Origin of the sequence: Streptosporangium sp. NBC_01469, assembly GCF_036227305.1 — a bacterium.
Lineage (GTDB): Bacteria > Actinomycetota > Actinomycetes > Streptosporangiales > Streptosporangiaceae > Streptosporangium.
Genome location: NZ_CP109465.1, coordinates 3,571,287 through 3,597,845, shown reverse-complemented (window position 1 = coordinate 3,597,845; position 26,559 = coordinate 3,571,287). Strand labels below are relative to the sequence as shown.

The window sequence follows — 26,559 nt, the reverse complement described above, 5'->3', positions numbered from 1 at the left end:
GTCGCCCCACCCCGGTCGGTACCGTGCGAGGAGGGGGCGCGGGCTCCCCCGGTCTGGCCCGGTCCGGTCCGTGGCGCCCGGCTCCGGCGCAGGAGCAAGAGCAAGAGCAAGAGCAAGAGCAAGAGCAAGAGCAAGAGCAAGAGCAAGAGCAAGACAGGAGATCATGTCCCGTCCCGTCATCGGCATCACCTGCTATGTCGAGCCCGCGCGGTTCACCGTCTGGGAGACGACCACCGCGCTCCTGCCGTACGACTACGTCGACCACGTGGCCCGCGCGGGCGGGCAGCCGGTGATCCTGCCCCCGGCGGGCGACCCCTCGGCGCTGGCGGGGCGCCTGGACGGGCTGATCCTGGCCGGTGGCGGGGACGTCGGCCCGGAGCGATACGGGCAGGAGCCGCACGAGCGGACCGGCTACGTCCGGCCGTTCCGCGACGACGCCGAGCTGGGGCTGGTCAGGGCGGCGCTGGAGCGGGGCCTGCCCTTCCTGGGGATCTGCCGGGGCATGCAGGTCCTGAACGTCTCGCTGGGCGGCAGCCTCCACCAGCACCTGCCCGACGTGGTCGGCCACTCCGGCCACGCCCCGGCCCCCGGCCACTACGGCAGGATGCCGGTGCGGCTCGCCCCCGGCAGCCAGACCTCGAAGATCTTCGGAACCGAGACCCTGGACGTGGCCCACTACCACCACCAGGCCCTCGACCGGCTGGCCGAGGGCCTGACCGTGACCGCCCACGCCGAGGACGGCACGGTCGAGGCCGTGGAGCTGGACGACCACCCGTTCGCCCTCGCCGTCCAGTGGCACCCCGAGACCGACGGCGAGTCCGCTCTGTTCGAGGCGCTGGTCCGGCACGCCGCCCCCTGACCGGCACGGATCGGGGCCGCGGGGGGATTTCGCTCGACCGGTGCGGGCGGTTAGGCTGACCGGTGACACCGATGAATCCCGTGCGGGAGAGCGTCCTGACACCCAGGCCAGGACCCCTGAAGGAGCAAGCCCTCCCCGCGAACCTCTCAAGGCAAAGGACCGTGCGGGTAGGTGCCCTCTGGAAAGCAGGTCCCACGGCCTCGCCGAAGGTGAAAGTCCGGTAAAACCCGGATGAAACTCTCAGGCACCCACGACAGAGGGGGAGGATGCTCTCATCTGTCCCTTGTCTGAGGTGCGCACATGTCCCGACCTACGCCGCTGCGCGGCGTGCACGAGTCCCTCGGCGCGACGCTGACCGACTTCGCGGGCTGGCTGATGCCGCTCCGCTACGGCAGCGAGTCGGCCGAGCACAACGCGGTCCGCCAGGCGGCCGGCCTGTTCGACCTCTCCCACATGGGGGAGATCTTCGTGACGGGGCCGCAGGCCGCCGAAGCCCTCGACTACGCGCTGGTCGGCCACCTCTCCGCGCTGGAGCCCGGCCGCGCCCGCTACACCATGATCGTCGACGCCGAGGGCGGCGTGCTGGACGACCTGATCGTCTACCGGCTCGCCCCCGCCGAGTTCATGGTCGTCGCCAACGCCTCCAACTACCCCCGGGTCGCCGCCGAGCTGACCGGCCGCGCCAAGGGCTTCGACGCCGCGGTGGACGACCGCTCCGAGCGGTACGCGCTGGTCGCGGTCCAGGGCCCGCGCTCCGCGGAGATCCTGGGCTCGCTCACCGACGCCGACCTCGACGGGCTCAGGTACTACGCCGGCCTGCCCGCCGTCGTCGCAGGACGCGAGGCCCTCGTCGCCCGTACCGGGTACACCGGCGAGGACGGCTTCGAGCTGTTCGTCGCGGCCGGGGACGCGGAGCCGGTCTGGGCCGCCCTCACCGAGGCGGGCGCGCCGCACGGCCTGATCCCCGCGGGCCTGTCCGCCCGCGACACCCTCAGGCTGGAGGCCGGGATGCCGCTGTACGGCAACGAGCTGTCCGTCGGCCTCACCCCGTTCGACGCCGGGCTGGGCCGTGTGGTGAGGTTTGACAAGCCGGGCGACTTCGTCGGCCGGGCCGCCCTCGAATCGCTCAGGGAGGTCCCGCCGTCCCGCCGCCTGGTCGGCCTGATCGCGACCGGCCGCAGGGTGCCCCGGCACGGGTATCCGGTGGTGGTCGCCGGTGACGGCGCGGTCGTCGGTGAGGTCACCAGCGGGGCGCCCTCCCAGTCACTGGGCAGACCCATCGCCATGGCCTATGTGGACAACGGCCTGTCGTCAGGACTGGCCGTCGACATCCGGGGCAGCCACGAGCCGGTCGAGGTCGTCGCACTGCCCTTCTACAGGAGGAAAAAATGAGCAGCATTCCCGAGGACCTGCACTACACCAAGGAACACGAGTGGATCTCCGGCATCGATGACGGCCTGACCCTCACCGTCGGCATCACCGCCTACGCCGCCGAGGCGCTGGGCGACGTGGTCTTTGTGCAGGTTCCCGAGGTCGGCTCGACGGTCGCCTCCGGTGACGCCGTCGGCGAGGTCGAGTCGACCAAGTCGGTGAGCGACATCTTCGCCCCGGTCGGCGGCGAGATCGTCGAGGTCAACCAGGCCGTCGTGGACGACCCCTCGCTGGTCAACAGCGACTCCTACGGTGACGGCTGGCTGTTCCGCGTACGTCTTGAGGGCTCCGCCGACGACCTGCTGTCGCCGGAGGAATACGCCGCGCTCACCTCGGGTGAGTCCTAAGCCTCTCCCCCCTCGCGTCACGGCCACGCGCGTCCCCGGGCGCGCGTGGCCGTCCACGCTGGAAGGATTCAGATGACGATCAGTGTTTTCGATCTCTTCAAGATCGGAATCGGCCCGTCCAGCTCGCACACCGGCGGTCCGATGGCCGCCGCCCACAAGTTCGCCCGCGGCCTCCACCAGGACGGGCTGCTGGAGAAGACCGCCCGGGTGAGCGCCATTCTGTACGGCTCGCTGGGCCTGACCGGCAAGGGCCACGGCAGCGACAAGGCCGTGCTGCTCGGCCTGTCCGGCGAGAAGCCCGAGCTGGTCGACGTCGACACGGTCGACGAGCGGCTCGCCGCCATGCGCGAGTCCGGCACCATCTCCCTGTACGGCTCCCGCGAGATCCCCTTCGTCATCGGCGAGGACCTCGTCTTCGAACGCAAGATCTCGCTCCCCGGCCACCCCAACGGCATGCGCTTCACCGCCCTGTCCGAGTCCGGCGAGACGATCCGCGAGAAGGTCTACTACTCGGTGGGCGGCGGCTTCGTCGTCGACGAGAACGCCACCGGCGCCGACCGGATCAAAGCCGACGACACCGTCCTGCCGTACCCCTTCACCACGGCTGTGGAGCTGCTCGCCCAGTGCGCGGAGACCGGGCTGTCGATCTCCGGGCTGATGCTGGAGAACGAGCGGGCGTTCGGCCGCACCGAGGCCGAGATCCGCGCCCAGCTGCTCGTCCTGTGGCAGGTCATGAGCGAGTGCGTGCGGCGCGGCATCGGCAAGGAGGGTGTGCTGCCCGGCGGCCTGAAGGTCCGCCGCCGCGCCCACCAGCTCCACCGGCAGCTGCGGAGCGAGTCGCCGGAGAAGGACTCGCTGCAGACGATGGACTGGGTCTCGCTGTTCGCCCTCGCGGTCAACGAGGAGAACGCCGCCGGAGGCCGCATCGTCACCGCGCCCACCAACGGCGCCGCGGGCATCATCCCGGCCGTGCTCACCTACTACGACCGCTTCACGAAGGACTCCGACGACGAGGGCGTGATCCGCTTCCTGCTGACGGCGGGGGCGATCGGCGTGCTGTTCAAGGAGAACGCCTCCATCTCCGGCGCCGAGGTCGGCTGCCAGGGCGAGGTCGGCTCGGCCTGCTCGATGGCCGCCGCCGGGCTCACCGAGGTGATGGGCGGAACCCCCGAGCAGGTCGAGAACGCCGCCGAGATCGGCATCGAGCACAACCTGGGGCTGACCTGCGACCCGATCGGCGGCCTGGTGCAGATCCCGTGCATCGAGCGCAACGCGGTCGCCTCGATCAAGGCGATCGCCGCCGCCAGGATCGCGATGCGCGGCGACGGCCGCCATTTCGTCTCGCTGGACAAAGCCATCAAGACCATGCGCGACACCGGCCGCGACATGCTCGACAAGTACAAGGAGACCAGCAGGGGAGGGCTCGCGGTGAACGTCATCGAATGCTGAACGGGGACGGCTCCCGGCTTCCGGGGGTCCGTTGAACGGGAGCGGTTCCCGGCTTCCGGGGGTCCGTTGAACGGGAGCGGTTCCCGGCTCCCGGGGGTCCGTTGAACGGGAGCGGTTCCCGGCTCCCGGAGGTCCCTTGAACGGGAACGGCTCCCGGCTCCCGGAGGTCCCTTGAACGGGAACGGCTCCCGGCTCCCGGAGGACCCTTGAACGGGAACGGCTCCCGGCTCCCGGAGGACCCTTGAGGAACGCTTCCTGACTCCCAGGCTCCTCGCACGGAGACGGCTCCCGGCTCCCGAGGGTCCTGGAGGGCACGAGGGAGGAGGGCCGAGGGACTTCGGGGACATACAACCCGATCGCTACCAAATTTCGCATCACGTGCAGGCTCCTCCGATCCCGCACCTATGCTGGGTGGCCATGTGCGCGGGATTCGGGAGGTCGCGGTGGTAACGGGAACGCACCCGGTAAGCCGTTCCCATCGCTCCCAGCGCCCCGCGAGTCCCTCCCGCCCCCTGCGGATGCTCCGCTTCCTCGGGTCGCACTGGCTCTTCGTCACCGCCCTGCTGGCGGGTGGCGGCCTGCGGGTCCTCGCCATGCTCGGCTACCGGCCCGCCCTGTGGTTCTGGGCCGACTCCTTCGTCTACCTGAACGCGGGGCTCGCCCCCCGCCCCCTGGAGTCCCGCCCGGCGGGCTACGCGCTGTTCCTGTGGATCCTCAAGCCGCTGTCCAGCGTCCCCGCGGTGGTCGTGGTGCAGCACCTGCTCGGACTGGTCGTGGCCGTCTGCGTCTACCTGCTGCTGCGCAGGCTGGGCGGGCTGCCCGGGTGGGGCGCGACGCTCGCCGCGCTGCCGGTGCTGCTGGACGCCTACCAGATCCAGCTCGAACACCTCGTCATGGCGGACCTGCTCTTCCAGTTCCTGGCGGTGCTGGCGGTCACGCTGCTGCTGTGGCGGCGGCGCCCCGCGGTGTGGGTCGCGGCGCTGGCCGGAGCGCTGCTGGCCGCGGCGACCGTCACCCGCACGATCGGGCTGCCGCTGATCGCCGTGGCACTGGTCTGCATGGTGATCCGCAGGGCCGGGTGGCGGGCGGTCGTCGCCGCGACCCTGGCCGCCGCGCTCGGCCTGGGCTCGTACGCGGCCTGGTTCAGGGCCGAACACGGCAGTTTCGGGCTGACCAGGGGCAACACCTTCCTCTGGGCGCGGACGATGACCTTCGCCGACTGCGCCAAGATCCAGCCGACCGGGCCCGAGGCGGCCCTGTGCCCCGTCGAACCGCTGGGACAGCGCGCGGCGCCACCCGTCTACATCTGGGACGGTAAGTCACCGCTGAACAAGGTCAAGGGCAGCTGGGCCGAGCGCGACGCGCTCGCGGGCACCTTCGCCACCCAGGCGATCATGGCCCAGCCGTTCGACTTCCTCCGGGCGGGCCTGGAGGACGCGGCCCACATCTTCGACTGGACCCGGCGCGTCTACCCGGCTCCCGGGCCGCAGAGCGCCTACGTCTTCCCCGACACCGTGCGCCCCTTCTCCTCGGGGGCCGCCTCGCAGGGCAAGACCGCCGAGGAGCTGACCGTGGCCTACCAGGGCTCGTCGGGGGCGCCGGTGATGGCCGAGCCGTACGCGGGCTGGTTGCGCGGCTACCAGGAATACGGCTTCGTGCGGGGCCCGTACCTCGCGGTGATCCTGCTGGTCGGCCTGGTCGGCGTGCTGACCCGGCTGCGGCGGCTCGGTGGCGTGGTGCTGCTGCCCTGGGCGGCGGGGACCATGCTGCTGATCCTGCCGCCCTTCATCGCGGCCTTCGACCACCGCTACGTCGTGCCCGCCCTCCCGCTGGCCTGCCTCGCCGCCGGGCTGGCCTTCGGGACCAGGAACGAGGAGAAGAACACACCCGCGGCCGAGGAACCGGACGAGGAGCCGCCGTACGAGGGAGCAGGCGACAAGGACCCTTTCCTCGACCCGTTCCACGGCGCGACGGCCGAGCGGCCGGTGTACGCGAGCCCCGTCCGGGAAACGGCGCACGGGTCGCACGACGGGCAGGCCTACGGGAGCACCGCGTACGGCGCGACGGGCGAGCGTCCGGCGTACGGCGGGACGGCTGAACGGCCGGGGTACGGCGGGACAGGCGAGCGTCCGGCGTACGGCGGGTCAGCGGCGGCGGACGTGCAGGCGAACCAACACGCCGAGTTCTACCTCCCCGAGCGCCCGTCGGACCTTCCCCACCGCGTCCCTGTTCAGCCGGGCCACAAGCTTGCCGACATCGGTGGCGGGCGCGCAGCCCACCCCGATTCGCAGCCGCTCGTGCCGTACGTACCTGACGCGGACTCGGGTGAGCCCTTCGACTTCTTTAAGAGCAACCCCGAGCATGGCGGTCCCCGTCCCGGTCCGCCTGCCCCACCGCCCCCATCCCAGAGTGTGTAGCAGCCACCGCACCGCCAGGAGCACCAGCGCCGCCAGCAGCAGCGCGACCAGCCAGCCCAGCCACGGATGCGCGGCCAGCCACCCGGGGAACCCCCGGTGCACGAGCCTGGCCCCTGGCGAGTGGCCGGGAATGTCGCCGCGTCCCCGCAGGAAGGCGTAGAGCCCGGCGCACACCAGCACCGTCCCGGTGACGGCCAGGCCGATCCGGTTGCCCAGGTACGGCCTCATCTGCCCCCCTTCCTGCGCAGCCGTACGACGACGTCACCCGCGCACATCGCGCCCAGGCCCGCCAGCCGGTCGCCCACCGCCGCGCCCACCCGGCGCAGCACGGGCCCGGTCCGCTCGGCGTCGGTGAACACGGTGACCTCGACGATCCGCGACGTGAGCCGGACCCGCGCCCCCTTCACCTCGTCCACCGACTCGGCCGCCTCCCTCAGCGTGCGGCGGAGCCCGGACCTGGTGATGCCGATCACCATGTGCGGGTCTCCCGACTCCAGCGGTATCAGCCGGGTCCGCCCCGGCAGCGCGGCGAGCGCGAGCATCACCAGGCCCGCCGCCATGGCGAGCACCGACGCGGCGAAGGTGGCGGGGTCCGACCAGTTCCACGCGCCGGCACCGTTGACGAGCCGCCGGTAGGGCACCCGCGCGAGCGGCGACTCCATGAGCAGGCCCACCGTCACCGAGGCCGCGACCGCCAGCACGGCGGACACCATCAGGGCGGCGGGGACGCCCGCGGGGGTCCTGCTCGGCCTGAGCATCCGCACCGACCTGCGCCGGACGTCCTGGAACTGCTCGGCCGCCGCCTTGCCTCCCGAGCCTCCGGTGGTGGTCCCCGCGCCGCCGGTGCCTCCCGAGCCCGCCAGGATGTCCTGGAGAGTAGTCGTCATTCGGTCATGTGTACGCGTTCAGGCAGGGGCGGGCCGGGGATCAACCGCCCACTTGCACGATCTTGGGATCCCCCTGGCGGGAGCATTGATCACCCGTCCGACAACATGAATATTCCTCATATATGCTGGAGTGGGTTTATCCTGCGGGCATGGACGACCGCCAGCGCTACGACCGGGCCACAGCGCACCTGGACCCTCCCTTCGCCGTCCTCGACCTGCCCGCCCTGCGCGCCAACGCCGAGGGCATGGTCCGCCGCGCCGGAGGCAAGCCGATCAGGGTCGCCAGCAAGTCCGTCAGGTCCCGGGCCGTGCTCGAACGCATCCTCGCCATGGACGGCTTCACCGGGATCATGGCCTTCACCCTCCCCGAGGCCCTCTGGCTCGTCTCCATCGGGATGCGGGACGTGCTGGTCGCGTACCCCACCGTCGACCGCGCCGCGCTCGCCGAGCTGGCCGCCGGGCCGGTCGCGGCCCGGGAGATCACGATCATGGTGGACCGGACCGAGCACCTGGACCTGGTCGAGTCCGCCGTCGCCGGGGTCCGCGACCGCCACGAGATCCGGCTCTGCCTGGACGTCGACGCGGGCTACCTCGCCTTCGGCGGCCGATTCAGGGCGGGCGTCCGCCGCTCCCCCGTCCGCGAGATCGACCAGGCCGCCGACCTCGCCACCGAGATCGCGAAACGGCCCGGGTTCCGGCTCGTGGGCCTGATGGCGTACGAGGCGCAGATCGCCGGGGTCGGCGACAACCCTCCGGGCAACCCCGCCCTCACCCGGGCCGTCCGCCTGATGCAGGCCAGGTCCCGGCGCGAGCTGGTCACGCGCAGGGGCCGGATCGTCCAGGCCGTCCGCCAGGTCACCGACCTGGAGTTCGTCAACGGCGGCGGCACCGGCAGCATCGAGAAGACCGCCAAGGAGAGGGCCGTCACCGAGATCGCAGCCGGATCCGGCTTCTTCCACCCCCGCCTGTTCGACTTCTACCGGGGATTCACCGGCCGGCCCGCCGCCCTGTTCGCCCTGCCCGTCGTCCGCCGCCCCGCCCCCGGCGTCGTCACCGTCCTCGGCGGCGGCTACCCCGCCTCCGGAGCCCCCGGCGACGACCGCCTGCCCCAGCCCTACCTGCCGTGCGGGCTGCGCTACGACTCCAACGAGGGGGCCGGAGAGGTCCAGACCCCCCTGATCGGGCAGGCCGCCGAGGACCTGCGCGCCGGCGACCGGGTCTGGTTCCGGCACGCCAAGGCGGGCGAGCTCTGCGAGCGCTTCGCGAGCCTGCACCTGATCGACGGGGACGAGGTCGTGGACGAGGTCCCCACCTACCGGGGCGAGGGCCGCACCTTCCTCTAATGGGGGGTGAATCGAGAGTGTTTTGCCTGGTCAGGCAGACTCGATTCGGTAAGCCGCCGCCAGGTGAGCACTGACTGCCTCCGGGCCGTTGAGCCCTAAGGTCAGACCGTGCCCCTGGCCGGCGACCGGGAGGGTTGATCTCTGATTCCTCTGACCTCTGACCCGCCCGCTCGTCTCCTGCCCCTTCGAGAGAGCCATCCGGGAGTAGCGGGAACCCGAGCGGAGCAGTGCCCCTTTGAACCCGCCCGAACCCGCGTCCCTTTGAACGCGTCATCTTGAACGCGTCACCGCCCGGGAAACGGGAGCGGGTCCCGGCACGCGAAACGGGCACCCGCCGCTCTACGGCGGGTGCCCGTTCCTGTCACGTTCCAACCCCACCCTCCGGGCACGATGGCCTGCGGTGCTCTCGCACCCGGAGGGGCCGAGCCTCCGAGAGATCTCAGAAGCCCAGGTCGAGCTCTTCCCACCTGCTGCACTTGTAGGTCGACGAGCTGCGGTACTTGACCTGGCAGGTCTTGACCCGCACCTCGCTCACGTCGTGCGCCGTGACGCGGAAGCGCTTGGTGTCGTCGTAGCTGCACAGCCTGTCGCGCTTGGCGATGTCCCAGTCCTCGTCACCGGACGAGATGACCTGGACCTCGACGTAGGCGCAGCGACCGCCCTGACGGAGGGTGCGCCGGTCACCGTCGTACAACTCGCCCAGCAACCTGAACGTGTTGTCTTCCTCTTCGTCACCCTCGACCGAGTACTCCGCCTCCAGCGTGGCCAGGCCGTTCCTGGACTCCTGCTCGAAGCTGTCGTCGAAGTCCCGCGCCGACGACGCAGAGGAAGCCGAGGACGCAGAGGAAGCCGCCGACGCGGACGCCGACGTCGCGGCGAAGGCGGCCGGAGCCACCGTCAGCATGAGGCCCGTGGTCGCCACCACCGCGATCGCGGAGCGAATGATGCTTTTCATGGATTTACCCCTCCCTTTCACCTACTCGCGATGTTCCGCGAGCAAGGAAAAGGGCACATGAGTAAACCCCTACTCAACTCGGGACCGCCGACCACCGGCGCCCTTCACAGCGGTCAGGATCGGCGCCGGATCCGTGCGGCCGGAAGCATCGAAAGGACCCTCCGGGACAGAACCGCCACCGGCTCGGCGAGATGGGACGCCGAGCCCGCTCATCCGCTCGCCCGACGATCGGGATGATCGGGAGGAGGTGGGCAGCGCAGGCCGCCGGTCAGGCTGTCCTCGGGAAGCAGCGCCAGGTTGGACTCCCTGACGTAGTAGACCCGCAGACCTCGCGAGTCGTGCGCGAGCCTCTGGAGATAGCGCCCTACCAGAGCCACCGTAGCGAGCACCAGCCCGATGAGCAGGAGCTGGGCCGCGCCCATGACCGACCCGCCCACCACCCCCAGATATCCGAGTATCGCCATCACCAGCGAGAGACCCCCGCCCAGCACGGCCACCGCGTACACCGCGTTGAGCGGACGCCAGGAGAAGCCGAAGAACAGCTCGAAGCCGTGTGCGACCAGCCTCGCCAGGCGGAGCTTGGAGCGGCCCGCCGTGCGCGGTCTGTGCGTGACCGGGGTGACGGCGTGGCGGGCACCGACGAGGGGCACCGCCGGGATGAACCAGGGCAGCCTCAGATCGGTGATCGTGCGGGCCACGCCGGTGCGTACCACCCTGAAGGTGGACGCGCCCCTTGGCATGTCGATCCCGAAGACCCGCCGGGCCGTCCAGTGCAGACCTGCCGACCCGAGCCTGCGAACCAGAGGGTCACGTCGCCCCAGCCGCTCGCCGAACACGACGTCGTAACCCTCGCCGGCTTTGGCGAGTAGTGCCCAGATCTCCTCGGGCGGCACCTGGAGGTCCGCGTCGCACTGGACCGTCCATGGCTGGCCGGCATAGCGGAACCCGGCCGCCATGACGGCATCGATACCGAAGTTACGGGTGAAGGACAGGTAACGCACTCGTGGATCCGACTCCGCCAGGCGGCGGACCCGGTCGAGGGAGTCGTCGGTACTGCCGTCGTCGACGAAGAGGATCTCCAACTCGTCGATCCCCTTCAGGGCCTCGGTCAGCTCGCGGTGGGCGACCTCGACCTGCGCTCCCTCGTTGAAACACGGCACCAGCACGGTCAGCCCGGTCGTCACCTGCCCCTCCTCAACACCAGGCCGAGCACGAACCCGTTCGCTCCCAGCGCGTACACCGCCCCGGCGGCCCCCGCGAGCGGTATCACCAGCGCGCCCAGCGCGATGACCGCGACCAGTGCCATGACAGCCGCCTTCGCGCTGCTTCGCAGGCCGGCCTCATCGGTGTTCTCCAGCATGAAGATCCCGAAGCTCGTCAGCGCGTAGACCGGGAGCATGGACAGCAGAAGGCCGCCGAGTGCGACCAGGGAACGGGTTCCCGCCAGGCCGCCGATGAGCGCCGTTCCCGCCAGGACCAGCCAGGTGGCGCTCATCCAGACGGAGAGCCGGGCAACACGTCGACCGAGTGCTCGGGCCTCGGCGGCGCCGCCCGAGGCCATTCGCAGCGACAGCCGGGGCTGGTAGATCCGCTGCAGCGTGTAGGTCACGGACACGGTGAACCCCCATCCGAGGATCATCACGTAGAGGTCGCCGCTCTGGCTCGCGTGGGAGGTGAGCGCCAGTTCCACGAAGAGCGCGCCCACCATGGCGTTGCTCATCACGTCGGCCGTACCCATCAGCACCACGGTGCCGGCCAGGACACGGCGCAACGCGCGGTGCGGTGGCCGGACGGTGCGGGGTAGACCGCGCAGCAGGACGAAGTTGAGCACCGTACTCAGGACGAGCAGTCCGGCCAGGTAACCGGCAGGCCGGACGGGTACGGCGAAGGCCAGCCCGGCCATGGCCAGCATCCCCAGGCCGAGCAGCGCGAAGTGGACGGTGTCGGGGGTGTAACGGCCAAGGGCCCGGTGCACGGCCACACCGAGCATGCCACAGCCGAGTGAGACGTAGTAGGCGGCGCCGAGCAGGTAGACCGTGATTATGGCGTCGGGCGCGAGGACGAAACCGGCCGCGGCGGCCACGGTGAAGGGGATCGGGACATAGGCGAGGATCGCGCGGAGCACGCCCGCGAGCGGCTCGCGGGTACGGCGGGCGCGGGGGATGAGCCTGAGCGCAGCCTTCTCCGGACCCGACTGCACCACCATGCACAGCCAGCCCGTCGCCCCCATCGCGGCCGCGTACCGGTTGAAGTCATCCCGGCTCCACGCGGCGACCAGGACACCCGCGGAGCCGTACAGCAGGAGGCGGAACGTGGCGCGACCGCCCAGCAGTGTCATCAGGCGGCGGGGGCCGACGCGGTGTGAGGCCGCGACCTCGGCGGTGACGGTCATCCGGCATCCAGTTCATCCAGCACGGCCTCGCGCAGCGGACGGGCACCGGTCTCCAGGTAGGCGAGCAGGGCTCGCCGGATCCGCTCCTCGCCGAAGCGGTCACGCACCCCCGGGATGGACGGCCCCTTGTCCACGCCGAACAGCGCGGAGAAGAAGGTCCTGGCCTGTTCCGCGGTGAACGAGCCGGGCAACGGCAGCAGTTCCTCGACCGCCTCAGGAGCGGGATCGTCGGCGGCCGCCGCCTCCAGCCAGGTCGTGGACCTTCCCGCCGTGACGAGCCAGCGCCGCAGGTTGCCGACCCTCTCGGCCACGAAGTCCGGATCCTGCCCGGCCAGTCTCGACACGGCGAGCCCGCTGTCGTAGCAGTTGGCGTGCAGCGCGGCGCACACCTTGGAGAACGCGGGGGGCCTGGCGGGCAGCAGGTCGAGCGGAACCTCGCTCACCCGCTCGACGACGGCGCGCATCTCAGCCGAGGACCGTGCCCCGGCGACAAGGGCGTCGAAATCCTTGTACCACCGCGTGAGCGCCGTCCGGTCCGGCAGGTCGGTGACCGGCTCCTGCCCTTCACGCACCCAGCGGACCATGCGGGCGGGCATGAACGCCATGAGCGGATCGCCATCCGTCGACGCGTACCGTGCCGGCTCCTGCCCGTGGAACGGGTGGGTCCTGAACACCGCGCCGCACGACCGGCAGGAGTAGCGGGCCGGGCGCAGGCGCCTTCTGATCAGAGTGGGGTGCGGGTGCCCGCACTGCACGCAGGTCATAGGGGCACCGCGAGAACGGAGGAGGGGACGAGTTCCGCGCCGAGGTCCCTCTTGGCCTCGGCCTGGCCCTTTCCCAGGACCAGCCCGGCCTTGCCCGAGCCGATGGACCACTCCACCATGCGGACGTAGCCGTCGAAGTACAGGTGCTTGCGGCCACCGTCCTCCGGCAGGACGGCTCCCCAGCTGAAACAGATCGGCCACGCGGGGTGATCCAGGATCAGGGAGAGCCCGAGCAGCCGCCCGGCGGTGTCACGGTAGGCGAGCGCCATGACCTCGTCACCGCCGACCAGCGCTTCGAGGTAGGAGAACGGCAGTGGGGCGACAGGGAAGAGCCCGCCGCGGTGCTTGAGGTCGTTCTCGGCACGCAGCGCGGCGGCCTCCGTTCCGGTCACCAGTTCGCGGGCCGGGCCGATCTCGATCGACAGCCCGCGATCGGCGGAGAAACTCCTGGCTCGCCGCCTGAGCGAGTCCCTACGGGCGCGGTCGAGCAGGGAGTACCACTGGTCGAGGTCACGCCAGGGGGTGGCCAGCCTGGCCAGCGGCTCGGTGGGACAGCGGACCTTGACCGCACCGGGCAGCAGCGCGGGCTCGCCGGGTGACACCTCTCTCCACACCATGCTCCGCCAGCCGGCACCCAACTCCGCACGGATGCCGCGCACGTAGCCGCGCAACAGTTCCCGCCGCTGCTCAGGTCCCGGCTCGCCGGTGAACCACCAGCCTTTCTGCGAACGGTTGCCCGGCGCGTGGACGTCCAGGAGACCAGCGGGGTCCCGATCGGTGACGTAGACGGCTCTGCGCGGCCGTATTCCGCGCAACGACGCCGACACGGCGCCCACCGCGGCACCTCCCGCCCTGAGCACGGTGAGCAGGACCGGCGCCTGAGCGGCCCAGGCGTAGGCCCGCAGGAGGTCGTAGCGCCAGGTCACGGTCTGGCCGGCGGTGGCGCGGAGCTCCTCCCAGTCCGAGGGTTCGGGATCGTGCCGGGGGTCCAGCGTCTGCAGGGTAAGGCTCATCCCATCACCCATCGGGGGACGGCGACAAGCTTCATCGGGACGTACTCGTAGCCCAGCGACTTCTTGACCTCCACCAGGCCCCGGCCACCCAGCAGTTCCTTCTTCCCGTCCTCGATCACCTTCCGGACCAGACGCGCGTGGGCGTCGAAGTAGAGGTCCTTGCGTCCGCCGTCCTCGGGCCGCAGCGCCGCCCAGGTGGCGAAGACGGGAGTGGTCCCGTGATCGAACAGGATCGCGAAGGCCAGCAGCCGCTCCCCGGCGTGATAGGTGGTCACGGACACATCCTCGCGCCGGAGCAACCTGTCGAAGTACGCCGCGGGCAGTGGTGCGCGGGGGTCGAGGCGGGCCGCCAGCCGGGCCGTGTGCCTGCGGTTCATCTCGGCCAGCTCGACCGGATCGAGGTCGGACCGTACCGTCCCGGTGGTCACGATCAGGTCGTCGGCCTTCTCCATCCGGCGGAGCTGACGGCGCAGGACGCTCCTGCGGTTCCTGCTCAGCGAGCCGATCCACTCCTCGGCGGAGGTCCAGCTCAGGGGCATGACCGTACTACCCGGGGAATCCCGCACGATCGCCCCCCGGCGGACGACCATCGGCGACTCGGGCTCGGTCATCATGCGGTAGACCGTCCCCGCGAGCCCCCAGCCGAGCCGGCGCGCGGCGGCCCGCTCGAACAGCCGCAGCATGGCGCACCGCGCCTCGAACGACACCTCGCCCGAGAAGTGCCATGTCGGCCCGTTGGAGTAGCCGGGCAGGCGGACATCCAGGATGATCGGCTCTCGGCGGGGCCGGGGCGCCCGGCTGGAACCCGGTGATCGCAGGCCGATGTACACCGCGCCGATCACCGCGGTGATGCGCCGGCCTTCGCGGAACACGGCCAGCAGGGGACGGGCCCACGATCCCTCGCACGACGCGCCGATGACGTCGTACGCCCAGAGGGGGGTCAGCCCTTCGGCCTGCCGGAAGTCCTCCCAGCCGTCGGGTTCTGGATCACGGCATGGATCCAACACCTCTAACCCCACTCGGCCCCCCGGCGGCGACGATCATCACAACATGAAAACAGGTCACTATTGTGCCAAGCCGTTGCAGTATATGTTGCCTTTTACCATGTGCACGTTTGCTCATAAAAGCGACATGCACACATATTTAGGACGCACGCGCACACCTATCGACGCGTGCTACACGCGGGGTGTTCAACTCAACACAGGGGAAGACATGAAAGTCGGGGTAACCGGGGGAAACGGATTCATCGGCCGCTATGTTTGCGAAGAACTCGCGTCTCGCGGCCACGTTCCGCTCGTGTTCGATCACAGAGGACGCACCGAACAGCACATGCCCTGGGAAGTCATGCGAGGCGATATCCGGGACGCCACCGCCATGACGGAACTCGCGGCGCACTGTGACGCCATAGTGCACCTGGCGGCCGTTCTCGGCACCCAGGAGACCATCACCAATCCGCGACCAGCGGCCGAGACCAACCTCATGGGCGGTCTCAACTTCCTCGAGGCCGTGGCCCAGTACGACCTGCCCGGCGTCTACATCTGCGTCGGCAACCACTGGATGGACAACAGCTACTCCATCTCCAAGACAGCCGTGGAACGCTTCGTCCGCATGTTCAACGCCCACCGCGGCACCAGGGTCAACAGCGTGCGAGTCGTCAACGCCTACGGCCCCCGCCAGCAGGCCGCTCCACCGTTCGCCCCCGGCAAGGTCCGGAAGATCACCCCTGCCGTCGTCTGCCGCGCACTGGCCGGTATGCCTGTCGAGTTGTACGGCGGAGGCACCCAGATCTCCGACATGGTCTGGGTCGGAGACGTGGCACGGGCACTCGTCTCCTCCCTGGAGACCGCCGCCGCGGGCACGGTCCTCAACCACGTCGTGGAAGTCGGCCCGACCACCTCGTCCACCATCCGCGAGGTCGCGGAGCTCGTCATCGACCTCTGCGTGGCCCGCGGTTACGAACGGGTGCCCATCGTCGACCTGCCCATGCGGCCAGGCGAGACGCCCGACACCGCGGTCACGGCACAGAACAAGACCCTCCAGTCGGTCGGGATCGATCCGAACTCACTCATCTCCCTCAAGGAGGGAATGGCCCGGACCGTGGACTGGTTCATCGAAACCCGCGGCGTCAACTGGAACGCCCCAGAGGCGGCCCACGCGTGAAGCAACTGGTCATCCTGGGCGGCTCGGACGGCACGATCAGCTCGTTCCGGGCCGCCCGGCGGCTCGGGCTGGGCACGATCTGCATCGACATGCGCGCCGACGCCCCCGGAGTCCGGGAGGCCGACGAGTTCCTCCACCTCAGCACCCGTGACGTGGAGGCGGTGACGGCGGCACTGCGCGGCCGGGACGACGTGGCCGGAGTACTCGCCCCGGGAAGCGACATCAACCTGCCGTCCCTCGTCGAGGTGACGGAGCGGCTCGGACTACCCCGCGGACTGTCCGCCCCCGCCCTGCGAGCCTCGGTGGACAAGGCCTACTTCCGCGAGGTGTGCCAACGGCTCGGCATGGACGGGCCCGCCTACGTCAGCGGCACCACCAACGAGATCCTCCGCGACACCGTACGACCGGCCTTTCCCGTCATCGTCAAACCCGTCGACTCGGGCAGTTCCCGCGGCATCACGATCTGCACCGGCCCACAGGAACTGGGCGACGCCGTGAGGGCGGCGAGCGACGTCTCCCCCTCGGCGACCGTGATCGTCGAGGAACTGGTCACCGGCCGAGACCTCTGTGGTGAGGCATTCCTCCAGGACGGCCAAGTGGCCCTGCTGGGACTGAGCGACCGCGTGGTGGCGGCACCCCAGGTCGTCGCGATCGGGCACCACATGGCCCCTCGCGACGAGCCACTGACCCGGGAGGTCACCCGGCAGATCGAACTCGTCTGCGCCGACGTGGGCTACACCGACGGGCCGCTCAACATCGACCTGTTCGTCACCGACGACGGTGTCGTACTGATCGAGATGGGCGCGAGAATCGGCGGCAACGGCATGGGCGAGGCGCTCGGCCTCATGTACGGGGTCGACACCGTGGCCGCCGCCGTCCTGCTCGCCATCGGCGAGCGCCCCGAACTCTCTCCCCGCTGGACCAGGCACGCCGCCGTACGCATGCTCCGCTCGGACACCAAGGGCACGCTGGTGGCCCTGAACGGTCTGCGGGACGCACTCGCACTACCCGGAGTGGACGACGTACTGGTCACCGCTCTGCCGGGCGAACCCGTCATGCCCTACACCGAATGCCGGGCGAAACTGGGTTACGTGCTGGCCTCGGCGGCCTCGGCGGACGAACTCACAGAGGTGCTGGCCACCGTCGACGACCTGGTCCAGGTCAGCGTCGATGCCGGCTGACTTCTCGGCGGCGCGCTGGGAACGGGCCTACCGCAGGATCGTCAAGACGGCCTTCCTGCGGGTGCCCTTCTACCGCGACCAGTGGGTGTCCGCGGGCATGGCCCTCGACGAACCCGAACCCACACCCTCGGTAGCCCTGACCGGTCAGCTCCACCGCCTGTGCCCGTTCGCTCAGCCCTTCGACGCCTCCCGGGAGCCGTCCCTGTGGATCGACGAGGGGCGGGAACTACGGGACTCGCTCAGCCTGGTGGGCGTGCCGAGCCGGACACCCGTACTGGAAGTACGCGCCGCGACGCTCGACCGCCGCACCCTTCGCCGGGGTGCTCTCCCCGGCTGGGCTGTACCCTCCTGGATCGGCCCCCGCTACGGGGTGCTGCTCTCCCCCGCCGCGAAGGTCCTCGAAGAAAGCCGTCGCCGGGCGCTGAACGCCGACGCGCTCCACATCGCGACCGAGGCCGGACGGGCGACCCTGATAGGTGAACGGGCCTCCCTCGACGCGCTGCTACCGGAACTCGACGGCGTCGAGGTGAACATCGTCGAACGTATGACCGCCGCACACGCCGTACGCTCCAAAAGAGCGGGAGTCGTACACGACCCACATCTCGGCTACTTCGCGGCGGCCACCACCTGCGGTCGGGTCCACCTGCTGTGGCGACACTTCCACGCCCACCCCGCCGGACGGGCACTGACCGTGACGGCGCTGCGCCGGACACGGCCCACGCTGGTCAACGTGATCCCAGACGATTCGGGATCACTCACCACGGCGGTCTGCCCCGAGCACGGCACACCGATCGTCTCAACGCACTGACAGGGATTCAATGCCGTCTTCATCGTCCACCCGGACGGACGCACCACCTTCCGTCACGACCGGTTCGTTCTGGCTGGACAATCGGGTAACGCTGCTGGTGGGGGCCCTGGCGATACTGCTGGCCGCCATAGTGCGCTTCGTCATCCCCTACGAGCGGGAGATCACCTCGGCGTGGATGCTGTTCGTCAAGCTGACACCCCAGATCGCCGCCTGCGTCGCCATCGCCTGGCTGAACATCGCGTGGGCGCGGCGGCTGCGGCTGCACCTGGTCGCACTGCCCGCGATCTTCCTGGCTTTCCTCTGCTACTTCGTGCCCAAGACCTTCATGATCGCGATGGACATGGCGGACGGATCCGCCGTCTTCGAAGATCTCTACCTGCACGTGGTGGTGTTCGTACCGTTCCTCCTCATAGCGCTCACCCTCGCCTACCGGATCGGTGGGGGTTCACGCGAAGGCGTACTGCGGACCGGCACGGCCATGACGATCCTGCAGATGTCCGGCCTCGAAGACCTGGTGGCGGTCTCCATGAACCGCAGGCTGGACGGGATCCCAGAACTCTGGGACTGGGCCCATCACATGACGGTCCGGCTCGGCCACCCGGCGACACGGAGCGAGGCCTACGCCTTCATCACGGTGCACGTCGTCCTCGCCGTACTGGCGCTGGCACTTCCCCGGCGGCTCTTCACCGCGATCGGCCGCCGACTGCGCCGCGCCGGCTGACACCCGGCACCGCTCATCCCCGGGAGCGGTGCCGACACCCCGCACACCCACCACCGCGCGACGGCGCCGTCCGCCGGTCACGGCCGACGGCGCCGCCACAGCATGACCACCGCGCCGAGCGCCAGCACCGCCCCCACCCCGATCAGGATCGGCGCCAGGTCCGGCCGGTCGTCCGCCCACAGATCCTCGGGCTCGCCGGCGAGCCTGACCGGCTTCGGCCCCGCCGCGCCGCCCACCAGGTCACCGACCTGGCCGACGAGATGCTCCGCGTTCGCCCGGACCTTCGCCACACCGCGCGCCGCGACCCGCTTGGGGCTCACCCGGTCCGCGATGGCGTCCACCGTCTGGGCCAACTCCGCGCGCGTGCGCTCGATCTGCCGCTCCAACTCCGCGGGATCGGTGTCCGCCATGGCTCTCCTCCCCTACTCCTTGACATTGATCAGTCTGTCAGGTCCCGCCCACCCGCGGCACTTCGGACAGGCCGGTAAGTTGACCTGGGAACCATTCCTCGGAGGAACACCATGAAACTTGAGCCGGGCGACGCCGCCCCGGACTTCACGCTTCCCGCCGCCGACGGCACCACCGTGTCGCTGGAGACACATCGCGGCAAGCGCGTCATCCTCTACTTCTATCCCGCCGCGATGACCCCGGGCTGCACCAAGCAGGCCTGCGACTTCCGCGACAGCCTCGCCTCGCTGACCTCGGCCGGATTCGCCGTGCTCGGCGTCTCGAAGGACAGCCCGGCCAAGCTCGCCAAGTTCGTCGAGCACGACGCCCTGACCTTCCCGCTCCTGTCCGACCCCTCCCTTGAGGTCCACAAGGCCTACGACGTGTACGGGGAGAAGACGATGTACGGCAAGACGACCGTCGGGGTCATCCGCTCCACCTTCGTCATCGACGCCGACGGCAAGATCGAGAAGGCTCTCTACAACGTGAAGGCGACCGGCCACGTGGCCCGCCTCCGCCGCGAACTCGGCCTCGACTAATTACCCGTTTTTCACCATTTAATATGACATGAGCACGCCCCGAGAATTGTCAGTCCCATTACCTAAACTTGGGGCGTGCCCACCAAATACAAATACACCCCCGAAATGCTGGCGGAGGCCGCAGCCGACTCCCTCAGCATCGCCGACGTCCTGCGCCGTCTCGGCATCACCATCGCGGGCGGCAACCACGCCCACATCAGCCGCCAGCTGAAGCGCTTCGGAATCGACACGTCGCACTTTCGCAGGGTCTCCCCCAACAAGGGGCAGCCCTCACCGCGACGCCGCCTCCCGGAACAGGTTCTGGTCGTACGGCCGGAGGGCAGCCCGCGCCCGGACCCAGGGCAGCTCAGACGCAGCTTGATCGCGATCGGGATGCCGTACGGCTGCGCGGGATGTAGGATCAAGGGCGTCTGGCAGGGTCAGACATTGACACTGCACGTTGACCATATCAATGGCGACTGGCTGGACAACAGAAAAGAAAACCTGCGCTTTCTCTGCCCCAATTGCCATTCACAGACAGAGAATTTCGCAGGAAAGAATAGGGGTCGTAGCCCAACGGTAGAGGCAACGATTTTAGGTGTCGTCCAGAGCGGGTTCGAATCCCGTCGACCCCACAAAACAATTCAAGATATTCCGATCGACATGAAGTCGATAGACACCAGCGTAACAATATCGCCCCAGGATTCATTCTTTATAGAATACTGCCGGAGCGAAAGACGCTTCGCGTCGAGAGCCGCGGTCATACGCAGAGCCATTCAATTACTGCGCGAATCCGTCCTCAAGGAAGACCGCGCCGCCACGTTCGGCGAGGCCGGGGTCTTGGAGTGAGGGAAGCGCGGCGCCCTCGTGAAGCGGGAGGCGGAGCACGAAACGCGCGCCGCGGGGGCTGTCCTCGATCCGGAGGGTGCCCCCGCTCGTCTCGGCGATCTGCCGGGCGATCGGCAGGCCCAGCCCGGTGCCTCCGGCGTCCTTGCTGCGGGCGGTGTCCAGCCGGGCGAACCGCTGGAACACCTGCTCGCGCTTGTCCGGATCGATGCCCGGCCCGTCGTCGAGCACCTCCAGCACCGCGATGCCGTGCGGGAATCGCCGGCCGTCGCCCTCGTCGCCCGGCGCGCGCCGGACATCGATGATGATCTTGCTGTCGGCGTGCCGTTCGGCGTTGTCGATGAGGTTGGTGAGAAGGCGGCCCATCCGCAACCGGTCGCCGATCACCACCACACCGGGCTCAAGCGAGAACTCACACCCGTTTCTCATGTGGTGGCGCATCCGGCACTCCGTGGCGACGAGTTCGGCCAGGTCGATCGCGTCGTGCGCACCCGAACTCCCCGCGTCCAGCCGCGCGATGGTCAGCAGGTCGTGCACGATCGCCTGAAGCCGCTCCAGACCGCCCAGAACGGTGCCCCCCAGCTTGGGCACACTGGTCTCCTGAGGCGCGAGCAGGGCGTCCTCCACCTCGGCACGGATGGCGGCGATGGGACTGCGCAGGTCGTGGGAGGCGTCCGAGGCGAACTGGCGCTGCTGCTCCACCGCGGCCTGTAGGCGGCTCAGCGTGTGGTTGATGCTGATGGCCAGATCGTGGATCTCGTCATCGCAGGGCGGTACGGGCGCCCGGCGGCTGAGGGAGGTCTCGTTGATCTCGTCGAGTTCCACTCGGATGGCGGTCACCGGCTTGAGGGACGCGACGGCGATCCGGCGGCCGAGATAGGTGACGGCCGCGGCGAGCACCACCGCGGCCCCGCCGACCAGTGCGGCCAGCCTCGGATCGACCCACGGAGGGACCGTGGGGGAGGCGGAGTAGACGATCCAGTTCCCGCCCTCCCGGTAGGCCCACTGCGCGATCACGATGTCGCATTCGCCAGGAGGAAAGACCTCGCCGCACACGACGGATTGTGCGGTGGCCTTGTTGGCGGGGGTGAACGTCGCCATGCGCGGCTTGCCTCGCAGTTTGGGGGTCGAGGCGACGACCCGGCCCCGTGCGTCGACGACCTGGATATGGCGGAACGGGTTCTGTGCGAGGGGGTAGGCCGCCCTGCCCCGCTCCACCTGCATGGCCACCCGGCCGCCGTCCGCGACGATCTCCGTGGTGAGCGACTCCGTGCCGAAACGGTGGATGGCGACCATGAGCACTGTGGCCACCAGTGTGCACAGCAGGGCCGCCGTTACAGAGGCGAACAGGGTGACACGTGTTATAAGTGAAACGCAGTGTTTAACGCTCATTTTTCAATCGCCTAAACGAGGGCACCTGATGGATGAGTTCTCAGCGTCGTGCGTGCCTCGTCCCAGGCCGATGAGCACGGACCATGCCATCCGGCGAGGCCGGTCGGGGCTCCTGCCGGCAGATGACCGACGATGTCGGAACGGCTGGATGGTCGTGAGAGGCCGGTGTCGGGGGCACAGCGTCATCACCTCTGTCCACGGCAAGCCCGGCATGTTGCCCGGGTAGATCGGCGAAAACGGGGCACCCTTGGTGAGCGCCAACACGTGGCGTTTCAAGCCGATTGTTTGAAGAAGTGGAAAAGCCGCGACAATGTGGAGCGCGGCCTGGTTCAAAACCTTAAAGGGATCTCCCGGGGATCCACCACCCTCAGGTGGTCCGACTATTCCCCCCAAATGGACCGAATCGGGGATGTTGACCGGGCTTGCAGGCCGGGCAGGAGCTTCGTCCTGGCGGCCACGACCACCGCCTCCAGTTGACTGTGCGCGCCCAGCTTCACCATGACGTTCTTGATGTGGCCGCGTGCGGTGTACAGGCTCACGATGAGCCTTTCGGCGATCGCGCGAGGGCAGAGCCCCTCCCCCATCAACGCCAGCACCTCCAGTTCGCGGGCGGTGAGCCTCGCCCAGTTCTCGCGGCCGTTCGCCGATGACGCGCCGGGCCGTATGCCGTTGAGGAGCGCGCCGAGTGTGTCGCACTCGACCATGATGATCTTCTGGTTGATCGAGGCCCGGATCGCCCGGAGAATGTCCGCGAACGCGTGGTCCTTCGCGAGGAAGCCCGCGGCACCCGCCGCCACGGAGGCTACGAAGAGGTCGGGGGTGGCGTCCTCCGCCAGGATGAGGACGCGGGCCTCCGGGTGAGACACCTTGATCCGCCTCGTGCCTTCGATCCCGCCCTCGACCCCGTCGGCGTCGGGCAGATGAATGTCCATGAGCACGACGTCGGCGCCGGACGCCGTCGCGAGTGGCATGGCATCCTCGACCGTCCCGAAGGTCCCCACGCATTCGAGGTCCGGCTGGGCGTCGATCGCGATCTTGAGAGCGCCGGCGAGCGCCTGCTGATCCTCCACCACGAGAACTCGGATCATCGGATGTCCCCGCTCACCGCGACCGCGGGCGTTTCCCTGCTGCCGCCCCGCCCCCGGCCGACGCGGCCGGCCTTGGGACAGATCGGCGGCCCGTTCGGCGATCGCCCGCGGCTTCCTCGCCCTCTTCTTGCCGCCGAACGTCTTCGACAGCCCGGAGGAGGGAGCTGTATGTCACGATTGTCGATTTTCTCAGGTGTGAACATGGCCATGGTCATCATCTCTTGAGCGGACCGTCGGGCCGGAGCGCCGCTTCCGGAGAGCGTCCGATCACACAGCCCCTTTTTGCCCGCTTTCGGCTCCCTTGACCCTTTTAACGCTTGAGGGAAACTCCCCGTTCCGCAGTGAACGCGATAATTGGTGAAGACTGTCATCTCGGATCGAGATGGCATCGCCGGAGCTGCCACGAGGTCGCCGGGCGCGGGGGCGGCGTCACGCGATCGTTCGGACGGGGACGGCTCCGGCGAGTCGCCCGGGTGAGCCCCGGCCGGCCGTTCATGGAACCGGCGTCGCCCGAGACGGCACGCCGTCCGCCGCCGAAGAGGAGAACTCCGCGATTCCACTCGGGTGATCGGGTGAGGTCACCGAGGCAGCCGAGCGGGCGGAGCGCCTGCTATCCGGCGCGGCGGGGAGAAAACGTCAGGTCGCGCGGCCTGTCCTCGTGGCCGCGCGACCCGGCGTCTTTGTGATTGATCACCACAAACTATCTCCCTTTACTCACCCCGTAGGGCGCTCCCGAAAACCATGGTGCCCCAGAGACGGTAAAGGCTGTGTAAGCCGTGCCGAATGTGCGACCCGATGTGCGACCTGAGTCGTACACCGGGTTCCACCTTGAGGGGGAAGGGGTCTGATCTGCGCATACATATCGTAGTGATGTGTTCGGCAGACTACGCGCCTGGAGCGGGCGCCATCCCAGGATCACGGATGCCCTGTGGCTGACTCCGTTCCTGCTGGTCTCGCTGCTCAACGTCTGGACCGTCGGGGTGATCGACGTGGTGGCCTGGGGGGCGGAGAGGATCGGGCTGTGGGGGTTCGCGGGGCTGACGCTGCTGCTGTTCGTGCCGCTGTTCTGGTTGCGCGAGCGTCCCGTCGCGGTCTTCACGATCATCTCGCTCACCTCTTTCCTGCAGTGGCTCGTCGGGGTGTCGCCCCTGTTCTTCAACGTCTCCGTGCTCGTCGCCATGTACGGCGTGGCGTCGCGGCGCCCGCTGCGCTGGGCGGTCGGGGCGGGTCTGGTGGTGGAGCTGGGGTTGTTCCTGGTGTTCGGACGGGTTCCTCAGGGGCTTGACCCAAGTGCCTTCGCCACGGCCTCGGCGTTCGCGGCGGCGATCTGGATGGCGGGGATCTACGCGAACACCCGCCGTCGTTACCTGGAGAGTCTGGAGGAGCGGGCCGAGCGGGCCGAGCGGGAGCGCGATCAGCAGGCCAGGCTGGCGGCGGCGGCGGAGCGGGCCAGGATCGCCCGTGAGCTGCACGACGTGGTCGCGCACAACGTGAGTGTGATCATCGTTCAGGCCGATGGGGCGGGGTACGCGATCGACCGCGATCCGGAGCAGGCGCGCAGGGCGATGGAGGCGGTCTCGGCCACGGGCCGCAGGGCGCTGGCGGAGATGCGGCGGATGGTGGGCGTGTTGCGGGCCGACGGTGTCCAGGAGGAGTACGCTCCGCAGCCGAGCCTGTCGCAGCTGGACGGCCTGGTGGCGCAGGTGCGGGAGTCGGGGTTACCGGTGGAGTTGCGGGTGTCCGGCGTTCCCCGGGAGCTTCCCGAGGGGGAGCAGCTGACGGTTTACCGGATCGTTCAGGAGGCGCTCACCAATACCCTCAAGCATGGCGGTCCGGACAGCAGGGCCACGGTCGAGATGGAGTACGACGTGCGGGAGCTGCTCGTGCGGGTGACCGACGACGGCCGCGGTGCCGCGACGCCGGAGCGCGAGGGCGGGCACGGCCTGGTCGGCATGCGGGAGCGGGTCGCGCTGTTCGGCGGGAGCGTGGAGGCGAGGCCCGTTCCCGGCGGCGGGTTCCAGGTGGTGGCGCGGCTGCCGGTCGGCGATACCGGGGCAGGTCGGGCGGCTTGACGGATTACGCGATGGACGACCAGGTGATTCGCGTGATGCTGGTCGACGACCAGGAGTTGCTGCGCACCGGTTTCCGCATGGTTCTCAGCGCCCAGCCCGGTATCGAGATCGTCGCGGAGGCGGGCAACGGGGCGGCGGCGGTGGAGGCGGTGCGGACGGTCGCCGTGGACGTGGTGCTGATGGACGTGCGGATGCCGGTCATGGACGGGGTGGAGGCGACGCGGCTGATCCGTTCGGTGGCGGAAGGTCCTCGGGTGCTGATCCTGACCACGTTCGATCTGGACGAGTACGCGTTCGCGGCGTTGAAGGCGGGTGCGTCGGGGTTCCTGCTGAAGGATGTGCCGCCCGCCGATCTGGTGAGCGCGATCCAGTCGGTGCACAGCGGGGACGCGGTGGTGGCGCCGAGCACGACGCGGCGGTTGCTGGAGCGTTTCGCGGTGCACCTTCCCTCGGCGGGGGCGGCCGAGCCCGCGGTGCTGTCCGGGTTGACGGCGCGGGAGCGGGAGGTGTTGGTGCTGGTGGCCAGGGGCTTGTCGAACATGGAGATCGCCGGTCGGCTGGAGCTGGCGGAGGCGACGGTCAAGACGCACCTGGGCCGGATACTGGCCAAGCTGAGCCTGAGAGATCGAGCGCAGGTCGTCGTATATGCCTATGAATCAGGGATCGTAACTCCGCATTCGGCCGACTAGCATGATCGTATGACGGACTCTGACGGCCGGCTTCGCGCGTCGCACGCCGACCGTGACGCGGTCATCGAGCAGTTGCGCGTGGCCGCGGGAGAAGGGCGGATCACCCTGGAGGAGCTGGAGGAGCGGATCGAGCGGACGCAGTCCGCCAGGACGTACGCCGATCTGAGGGCTCTCACCGCCGACCTGCCGCTGAACTCGTCGCTCGCCGTGCCGGGCGTCGGGGGCGGGGTCCTGGAGTTGCGGACGAAGCACGGGCATGTGCAGCAGAAGGACTACTGGGTGGTGCCCGCGCGCATCGTGGCGAGTTGCACCTCGGGCAACGTGAAGATCGACTTCACCGAGGCGGTCTGCTCGCACCGCGAGGTGCTGCTGGAGGCGACCTGCGGGATGGGCAACATCCTGGTGATCGTGCCGCGAGGGTGGACCGTGTGGGTCGACTCGCTGACCACGAACATGGGCACGATCAGCAACAAGGCCACCGATCCGGGCCATCCGGACGCGCCGGTGCTACGCGTCACCGGCAAGGTCGGCCTGGGCACCCTGAAGATCAAATACCCGCGAAAGTAGACCCGGGCGGGAGCGAGGGCAGAGGAAGAACCTCCCCGGGAGCGGAATCCCGGTCGCCCCGGCCATCCCGGTCGCCTCGACCATCCCGCCGCCCCGTTATGTCGTCTTCCCGGCCTTCCCGGCCTTCCCTGCCATCCTGCCGCCTCAGCCATCCCGGTCGCCCCGGTTGTCCCGTCGCCCCGGTCACCTCGGCCATCCTGGCCGCGCCCCAGT

24 protein-coding genes, 1 tRNA gene, 1 pseudogene and 2 riboswitches are annotated in these 26,559 nt (G+C 69.4%); of the genes and pseudogenes, 16 read left to right on the top strand and 10 right to left on the bottom strand.

Annotated elements, in window-relative coordinates:
- The first annotated feature begins 163 nt into the window (after positions 1 to 163).
- The 5 genes from OG587_RS16260 (at position 164) to OG587_RS16240 (ending at position 6,503) form a co-directional block, all read left to right on the top strand.
- Positions 164 to 859 carry a gamma-glutamyl-gamma-aminobutyrate hydrolase family protein gene (locus OG587_RS16260; RefSeq protein ID WP_329091148.1) on the top strand — a complete coding sequence of 232 codons (696 nt, stop codon included), beginning with the start codon at positions 164 to 166 and terminating at the stop codon, positions 857 to 859.
- Positions 860 to 932: 73 nt separating this feature from the next.
- A riboswitch (glycine riboswitch) is annotated at positions 933 to 1,031 on the top strand.
- Positions 1,032 to 1,126, top strand: a riboswitch (glycine riboswitch).
- A 33-nt stretch (positions 1,127 to 1,159) separates the two neighbouring features.
- Positions 1,160 to 2,251, top strand: coding sequence for a glycine cleavage system aminomethyltransferase GcvT (gene gcvT, locus OG587_RS16255; RefSeq protein ID WP_329091146.1), 1,092 nt, complete (start codon positions 1,160 to 1,162; stop codon positions 2,249 to 2,251).
- A complete protein-coding gene (gene gcvH / locus OG587_RS16250; RefSeq protein WP_329091144.1) occupies positions 2,248 to 2,637 on the top strand; it encodes a glycine cleavage system protein GcvH in 390 nt (129 codons plus the stop codon). The genes gcvT and gcvH overlap by 4 nt, the downstream gene beginning before the upstream one ends.
- Before the next feature lie 72 nt (positions 2,638 to 2,709).
- Complete coding sequence (locus OG587_RS16245) at positions 2,710 to 4,086, top strand: L-serine ammonia-lyase (protein WP_329091143.1); 1,377 nt, start codon at positions 2,710 to 2,712, stop codon at positions 4,084 to 4,086.
- Between the two features lie 518 nt (positions 4,087 to 4,604).
- Positions 4,605 to 6,503 (top strand): hypothetical protein, encoded by a 1,899-nt coding sequence (locus OG587_RS16240; RefSeq protein WP_329091142.1) that lies wholly within the window; start codon positions 4,605 to 4,607, stop codon positions 6,501 to 6,503.
- 224 nt (positions 6,504 to 6,727) lie between these two features.
- Here the strand turns inward: OG587_RS16240 and OG587_RS16235 are convergent, their stop codons facing one another.
- Positions 6,728 to 7,390: a DUF6286 domain-containing protein gene (locus OG587_RS16235; protein ID WP_329091141.1), complete on the bottom strand. Its 663-nt coding sequence runs from the start codon at positions 7,388 to 7,390 to the stop codon at positions 6,728 to 6,730.
- Positions 7,391 to 7,539: 149 nt separating this feature from the next.
- Between OG587_RS16235 and OG587_RS16230 the strand changes: the two genes are divergently transcribed.
- A complete protein-coding gene (locus OG587_RS16230) occupies positions 7,540 to 8,733 on the top strand; it encodes an amino acid deaminase/aldolase (RefSeq protein ID WP_329091140.1) in 1,194 nt (397 codons plus the stop codon).
- A gap of 439 nt (positions 8,734 to 9,172) precedes the next feature.
- Here OG587_RS16230 and OG587_RS16225 read toward each other — a convergent pair whose 3' ends face one another.
- The 6 genes from OG587_RS16225 to OG587_RS16200 all read right to left on the bottom strand — a co-directional run bounded on the left by OG587_RS16225 (position 9,173) and on the right by OG587_RS16200 (position 14,864).
- Positions 9,173 to 9,688: a hypothetical protein gene (locus OG587_RS16225; RefSeq protein ID WP_329091138.1), complete on the bottom strand. Its 516-nt coding sequence runs from the start codon at positions 9,686 to 9,688 to the stop codon at positions 9,173 to 9,175.
- 209 nt (positions 9,689 to 9,897) lie between these two features.
- Entirely contained in the window at positions 9,898 to 10,872 is a 975-nt protein-coding gene (locus OG587_RS16220) for a glycosyltransferase family 2 protein (protein ID WP_329091136.1), read from the bottom strand.
- Entirely contained in the window at positions 10,869 to 12,080 is a 1,212-nt protein-coding gene (locus tag OG587_RS16215) for a hypothetical protein (RefSeq protein WP_329091134.1), read from the bottom strand. The genes OG587_RS16220 and OG587_RS16215 overlap by 4 nt, the downstream gene beginning before the upstream one ends.
- Positions 12,077 to 12,844 carry a hypothetical protein gene (locus OG587_RS16210; protein WP_329091132.1) on the bottom strand — a complete coding sequence of 256 codons (768 nt, stop codon included), beginning with the start codon at positions 12,842 to 12,844 and terminating at the stop codon, positions 12,077 to 12,079. Before OG587_RS16210 ends, OG587_RS16215 begins: the two co-directional genes overlap by 4 nt.
- Entirely contained in the window at positions 12,841 to 13,857 is a 1,017-nt protein-coding gene (locus OG587_RS16205) for a hypothetical protein (RefSeq protein ID WP_329091129.1), read from the bottom strand. The genes OG587_RS16210 and OG587_RS16205 overlap by 4 nt, the downstream gene beginning before the upstream one ends.
- Positions 13,854 to 14,864, bottom strand: coding sequence for a GNAT family N-acetyltransferase (locus OG587_RS16200; RefSeq protein ID WP_329091128.1), 1,011 nt, complete (start codon positions 14,862 to 14,864; stop codon positions 13,854 to 13,856). The genes OG587_RS16205 and OG587_RS16200 overlap by 4 nt, the downstream gene beginning before the upstream one ends.
- A 205-nt stretch (positions 14,865 to 15,069) precedes the next feature.
- Between OG587_RS16200 and OG587_RS16195 the strand changes: the two genes are divergently transcribed.
- Genes OG587_RS16195 through OG587_RS16180 form a run of 4 tightly spaced genes read left to right on the top strand, consistent with a single transcriptional unit; the run spans position 15,070 to position 18,727 of the window.
- On the top strand, positions 15,070 to 16,017 hold the full coding sequence (locus tag OG587_RS16195; RefSeq protein ID WP_329091127.1) for an NAD-dependent epimerase/dehydratase family protein: 948 nt from the start codon (positions 15,070 to 15,072) through the stop codon (positions 16,015 to 16,017).
- Positions 16,014 to 17,198: an ATP-grasp domain-containing protein gene (locus tag OG587_RS16190; protein ID WP_329091125.1), complete on the top strand. Its 1,185-nt coding sequence runs from the start codon at positions 16,014 to 16,016 to the stop codon at positions 17,196 to 17,198. The genes OG587_RS16195 and OG587_RS16190 overlap by 4 nt, the downstream gene beginning before the upstream one ends.
- The gene (locus OG587_RS16185) at positions 17,188 to 18,006 is read left to right on the top strand and encodes a hypothetical protein (RefSeq protein ID WP_329091122.1); all 819 of its coding nucleotides are present in this window, start codon (positions 17,188 to 17,190) and stop codon (positions 18,004 to 18,006) included. The genes OG587_RS16190 and OG587_RS16185 overlap by 11 nt, the downstream gene beginning before the upstream one ends.
- Positions 18,007 to 18,016: 10 nt before the next feature.
- The gene (locus OG587_RS16180) at positions 18,017 to 18,727 is read left to right on the top strand and encodes a hypothetical protein (protein ID WP_329091120.1); all 711 of its coding nucleotides are present in this window, start codon (positions 18,017 to 18,019) and stop codon (positions 18,725 to 18,727) included.
- Between the two features lie 77 nt (positions 18,728 to 18,804).
- On the opposite strand, the gene OG587_RS16175 is transcribed toward OG587_RS16180, so the two are convergent.
- Positions 18,805 to 19,137 carry a DUF3618 domain-containing protein gene (locus OG587_RS16175; RefSeq protein ID WP_329091119.1) on the bottom strand — a complete coding sequence of 111 codons (333 nt, stop codon included), beginning with the start codon at positions 19,135 to 19,137 and terminating at the stop codon, positions 18,805 to 18,807.
- Between the two features lie 111 nt (positions 19,138 to 19,248).
- On the opposite strand from OG587_RS16175, the gene bcp reads away from it, so the two are divergent.
- From bcp to OG587_RS16165, 3 genes and pseudogenes are all read left to right on the top strand, one after another.
- Positions 19,249 to 19,713 carry a thioredoxin-dependent thiol peroxidase gene (gene bcp / locus OG587_RS16170; protein WP_329091116.1) on the top strand — a complete coding sequence of 155 codons (465 nt, stop codon included), beginning with the start codon at positions 19,249 to 19,251 and terminating at the stop codon, positions 19,711 to 19,713.
- A gap of 105 nt (positions 19,714 to 19,818) precedes the next feature.
- Positions 19,819 to 20,226, top strand: a pseudogene (locus OG587_RS47175) (HNH endonuclease signature motif containing protein); the annotation flags it as partial.
- 28 nt (positions 20,227 to 20,254) lie between these two features.
- Positions 20,255 to 20,327: transfer RNA gene (locus OG587_RS16165), tRNA-Leu, on the top strand.
- A 145-nt stretch (positions 20,328 to 20,472) separates the two neighbouring features.
- Here the strand turns inward: OG587_RS16165 and OG587_RS16160 are convergent.
- Both OG587_RS16160 and OG587_RS16155 read right to left on the bottom strand, forming a co-directional pair.
- Positions 20,473 to 21,849: a sensor histidine kinase gene (locus tag OG587_RS16160; protein WP_329091115.1), complete on the bottom strand. Its 1,377-nt coding sequence runs from the start codon at positions 21,847 to 21,849 to the stop codon at positions 20,473 to 20,475.
- A gap of 461 nt (positions 21,850 to 22,310) precedes the next feature.
- Positions 22,311 to 23,018 (bottom strand): response regulator transcription factor, encoded by a 708-nt coding sequence (locus OG587_RS16155; RefSeq protein WP_329091113.1) that lies wholly within the window; start codon positions 23,016 to 23,018, stop codon positions 22,311 to 22,313.
- Between the two features lie 872 nt (positions 23,019 to 23,890).
- On the opposite strand from OG587_RS16155, the gene OG587_RS16150 reads away from it, so the two are divergent.
- Genes OG587_RS16150 through OG587_RS16140 form a run of 3 tightly spaced genes read left to right on the top strand, consistent with a single transcriptional unit; the run spans position 23,891 to position 26,346 of the window.
- Positions 23,891 to 25,090: a sensor histidine kinase gene (locus OG587_RS16150; protein WP_329091111.1), complete on the top strand. Its 1,200-nt coding sequence runs from the start codon at positions 23,891 to 23,893 to the stop codon at positions 25,088 to 25,090.
- 11 nt (positions 25,091 to 25,101) lie between these two features.
- The gene (locus OG587_RS16145; RefSeq protein WP_329091109.1) at positions 25,102 to 25,779 is read left to right on the top strand and encodes a response regulator transcription factor; all 678 of its coding nucleotides are present in this window, start codon (positions 25,102 to 25,104) and stop codon (positions 25,777 to 25,779) included.
- A 9-nt stretch (positions 25,780 to 25,788) separates the two neighbouring features.
- The gene (locus tag OG587_RS16140) at positions 25,789 to 26,346 is read left to right on the top strand and encodes a DUF1707 SHOCT-like domain-containing protein (protein ID WP_329091107.1); all 558 of its coding nucleotides are present in this window, start codon (positions 25,789 to 25,791) and stop codon (positions 26,344 to 26,346) included.
- Positions 26,347 to 26,559 lie beyond the last annotated feature (213 nt).

Bases quoted from the DNA above. Each gene is read 5' to 3' on its own strand.
- OG587_RS16245 (WP_329091143.1), top strand. From the start codon at position 2,710: ATGACGATCAGTGTTTTCGATCTCTTCAAGATCGGAATCGGCCCGTCC.
- OG587_RS16180 (WP_329091120.1), top strand. From the start codon at position 18,017: ATGCCGTCTTCATCGTCCACCCGGACGGACGCACCACCTTCCGTCACG.
- bcp (WP_329091116.1), top strand. From the start codon at position 19,249: ATGAAACTTGAGCCGGGCGACGCCGCCCCGGACTTCACGCTTCCCGCC.
- OG587_RS16260 (WP_329091148.1), top strand. From the start codon at position 164: ATGTCCCGTCCCGTCATCGGCATCACCTGCTATGTCGAGCCCGCGCGG.
- OG587_RS16145 (WP_329091109.1), top strand. From the start codon at position 25,102: ATGGACGACCAGGTGATTCGCGTGATGCTGGTCGACGACCAGGAGTTG.
- OG587_RS16155 (WP_329091113.1), bottom strand. From the start codon at position 23,018: ATGATCCGAGTTCTCGTGGTGGAGGATCAGCAGGCGCTCGCCGGCGCT.
- OG587_RS16215 (WP_329091134.1), bottom strand. From the start codon at position 12,080: ATGACCGTCACCGCCGAGGTCGCGGCCTCACACCGCGTCGGCCCCCGC.
- gcvT (WP_329091146.1), top strand. From the start codon at position 1,160: ATGTCCCGACCTACGCCGCTGCGCGGCGTGCACGAGTCCCTCGGCGCG.
- OG587_RS16230 (WP_329091140.1), top strand. From the start codon at position 7,540: ATGGACGACCGCCAGCGCTACGACCGGGCCACAGCGCACCTGGACCCT.
- OG587_RS16140 (WP_329091107.1), top strand. From the start codon at position 25,789: ATGACGGACTCTGACGGCCGGCTTCGCGCGTCGCACGCCGACCGTGAC.
- OG587_RS16235 (WP_329091141.1), bottom strand. From the start codon at position 7,390: ATGACGACTACTCTCCAGGACATCCTGGCGGGCTCGGGAGGCACCGGC.
- OG587_RS16210 (WP_329091132.1), bottom strand. From the start codon at position 12,844: ATGACCTGCGTGCAGTGCGGGCACCCGCACCCCACTCTGATCAGAAGG.
- OG587_RS16185 (WP_329091122.1), top strand. From the start codon at position 17,188: ATGCCGGCTGACTTCTCGGCGGCGCGCTGGGAACGGGCCTACCGCAGG.
- OG587_RS16240 (WP_329091142.1), top strand. From the start codon at position 4,605: ATGCTCCGCTTCCTCGGGTCGCACTGGCTCTTCGTCACCGCCCTGCTG.
- OG587_RS16205 (WP_329091129.1), bottom strand. From the start codon at position 13,857: ATGAGCCTTACCCTGCAGACGCTGGACCCCCGGCACGATCCCGAACCC.
- OG587_RS16225 (WP_329091138.1), bottom strand. From the start codon at position 9,688: ATGAAAAGCATCATTCGCTCCGCGATCGCGGTGGTGGCGACCACGGGC.
- OG587_RS16175 (WP_329091119.1), bottom strand. From the start codon at position 19,137: ATGGCGGACACCGATCCCGCGGAGTTGGAGCGGCAGATCGAGCGCACG.
- gcvH (WP_329091144.1), top strand. From the start codon at position 2,248: ATGAGCAGCATTCCCGAGGACCTGCACTACACCAAGGAACACGAGTGG.
- OG587_RS16195 (WP_329091127.1), top strand. From the start codon at position 15,070: ATGAAAGTCGGGGTAACCGGGGGAAACGGATTCATCGGCCGCTATGTT.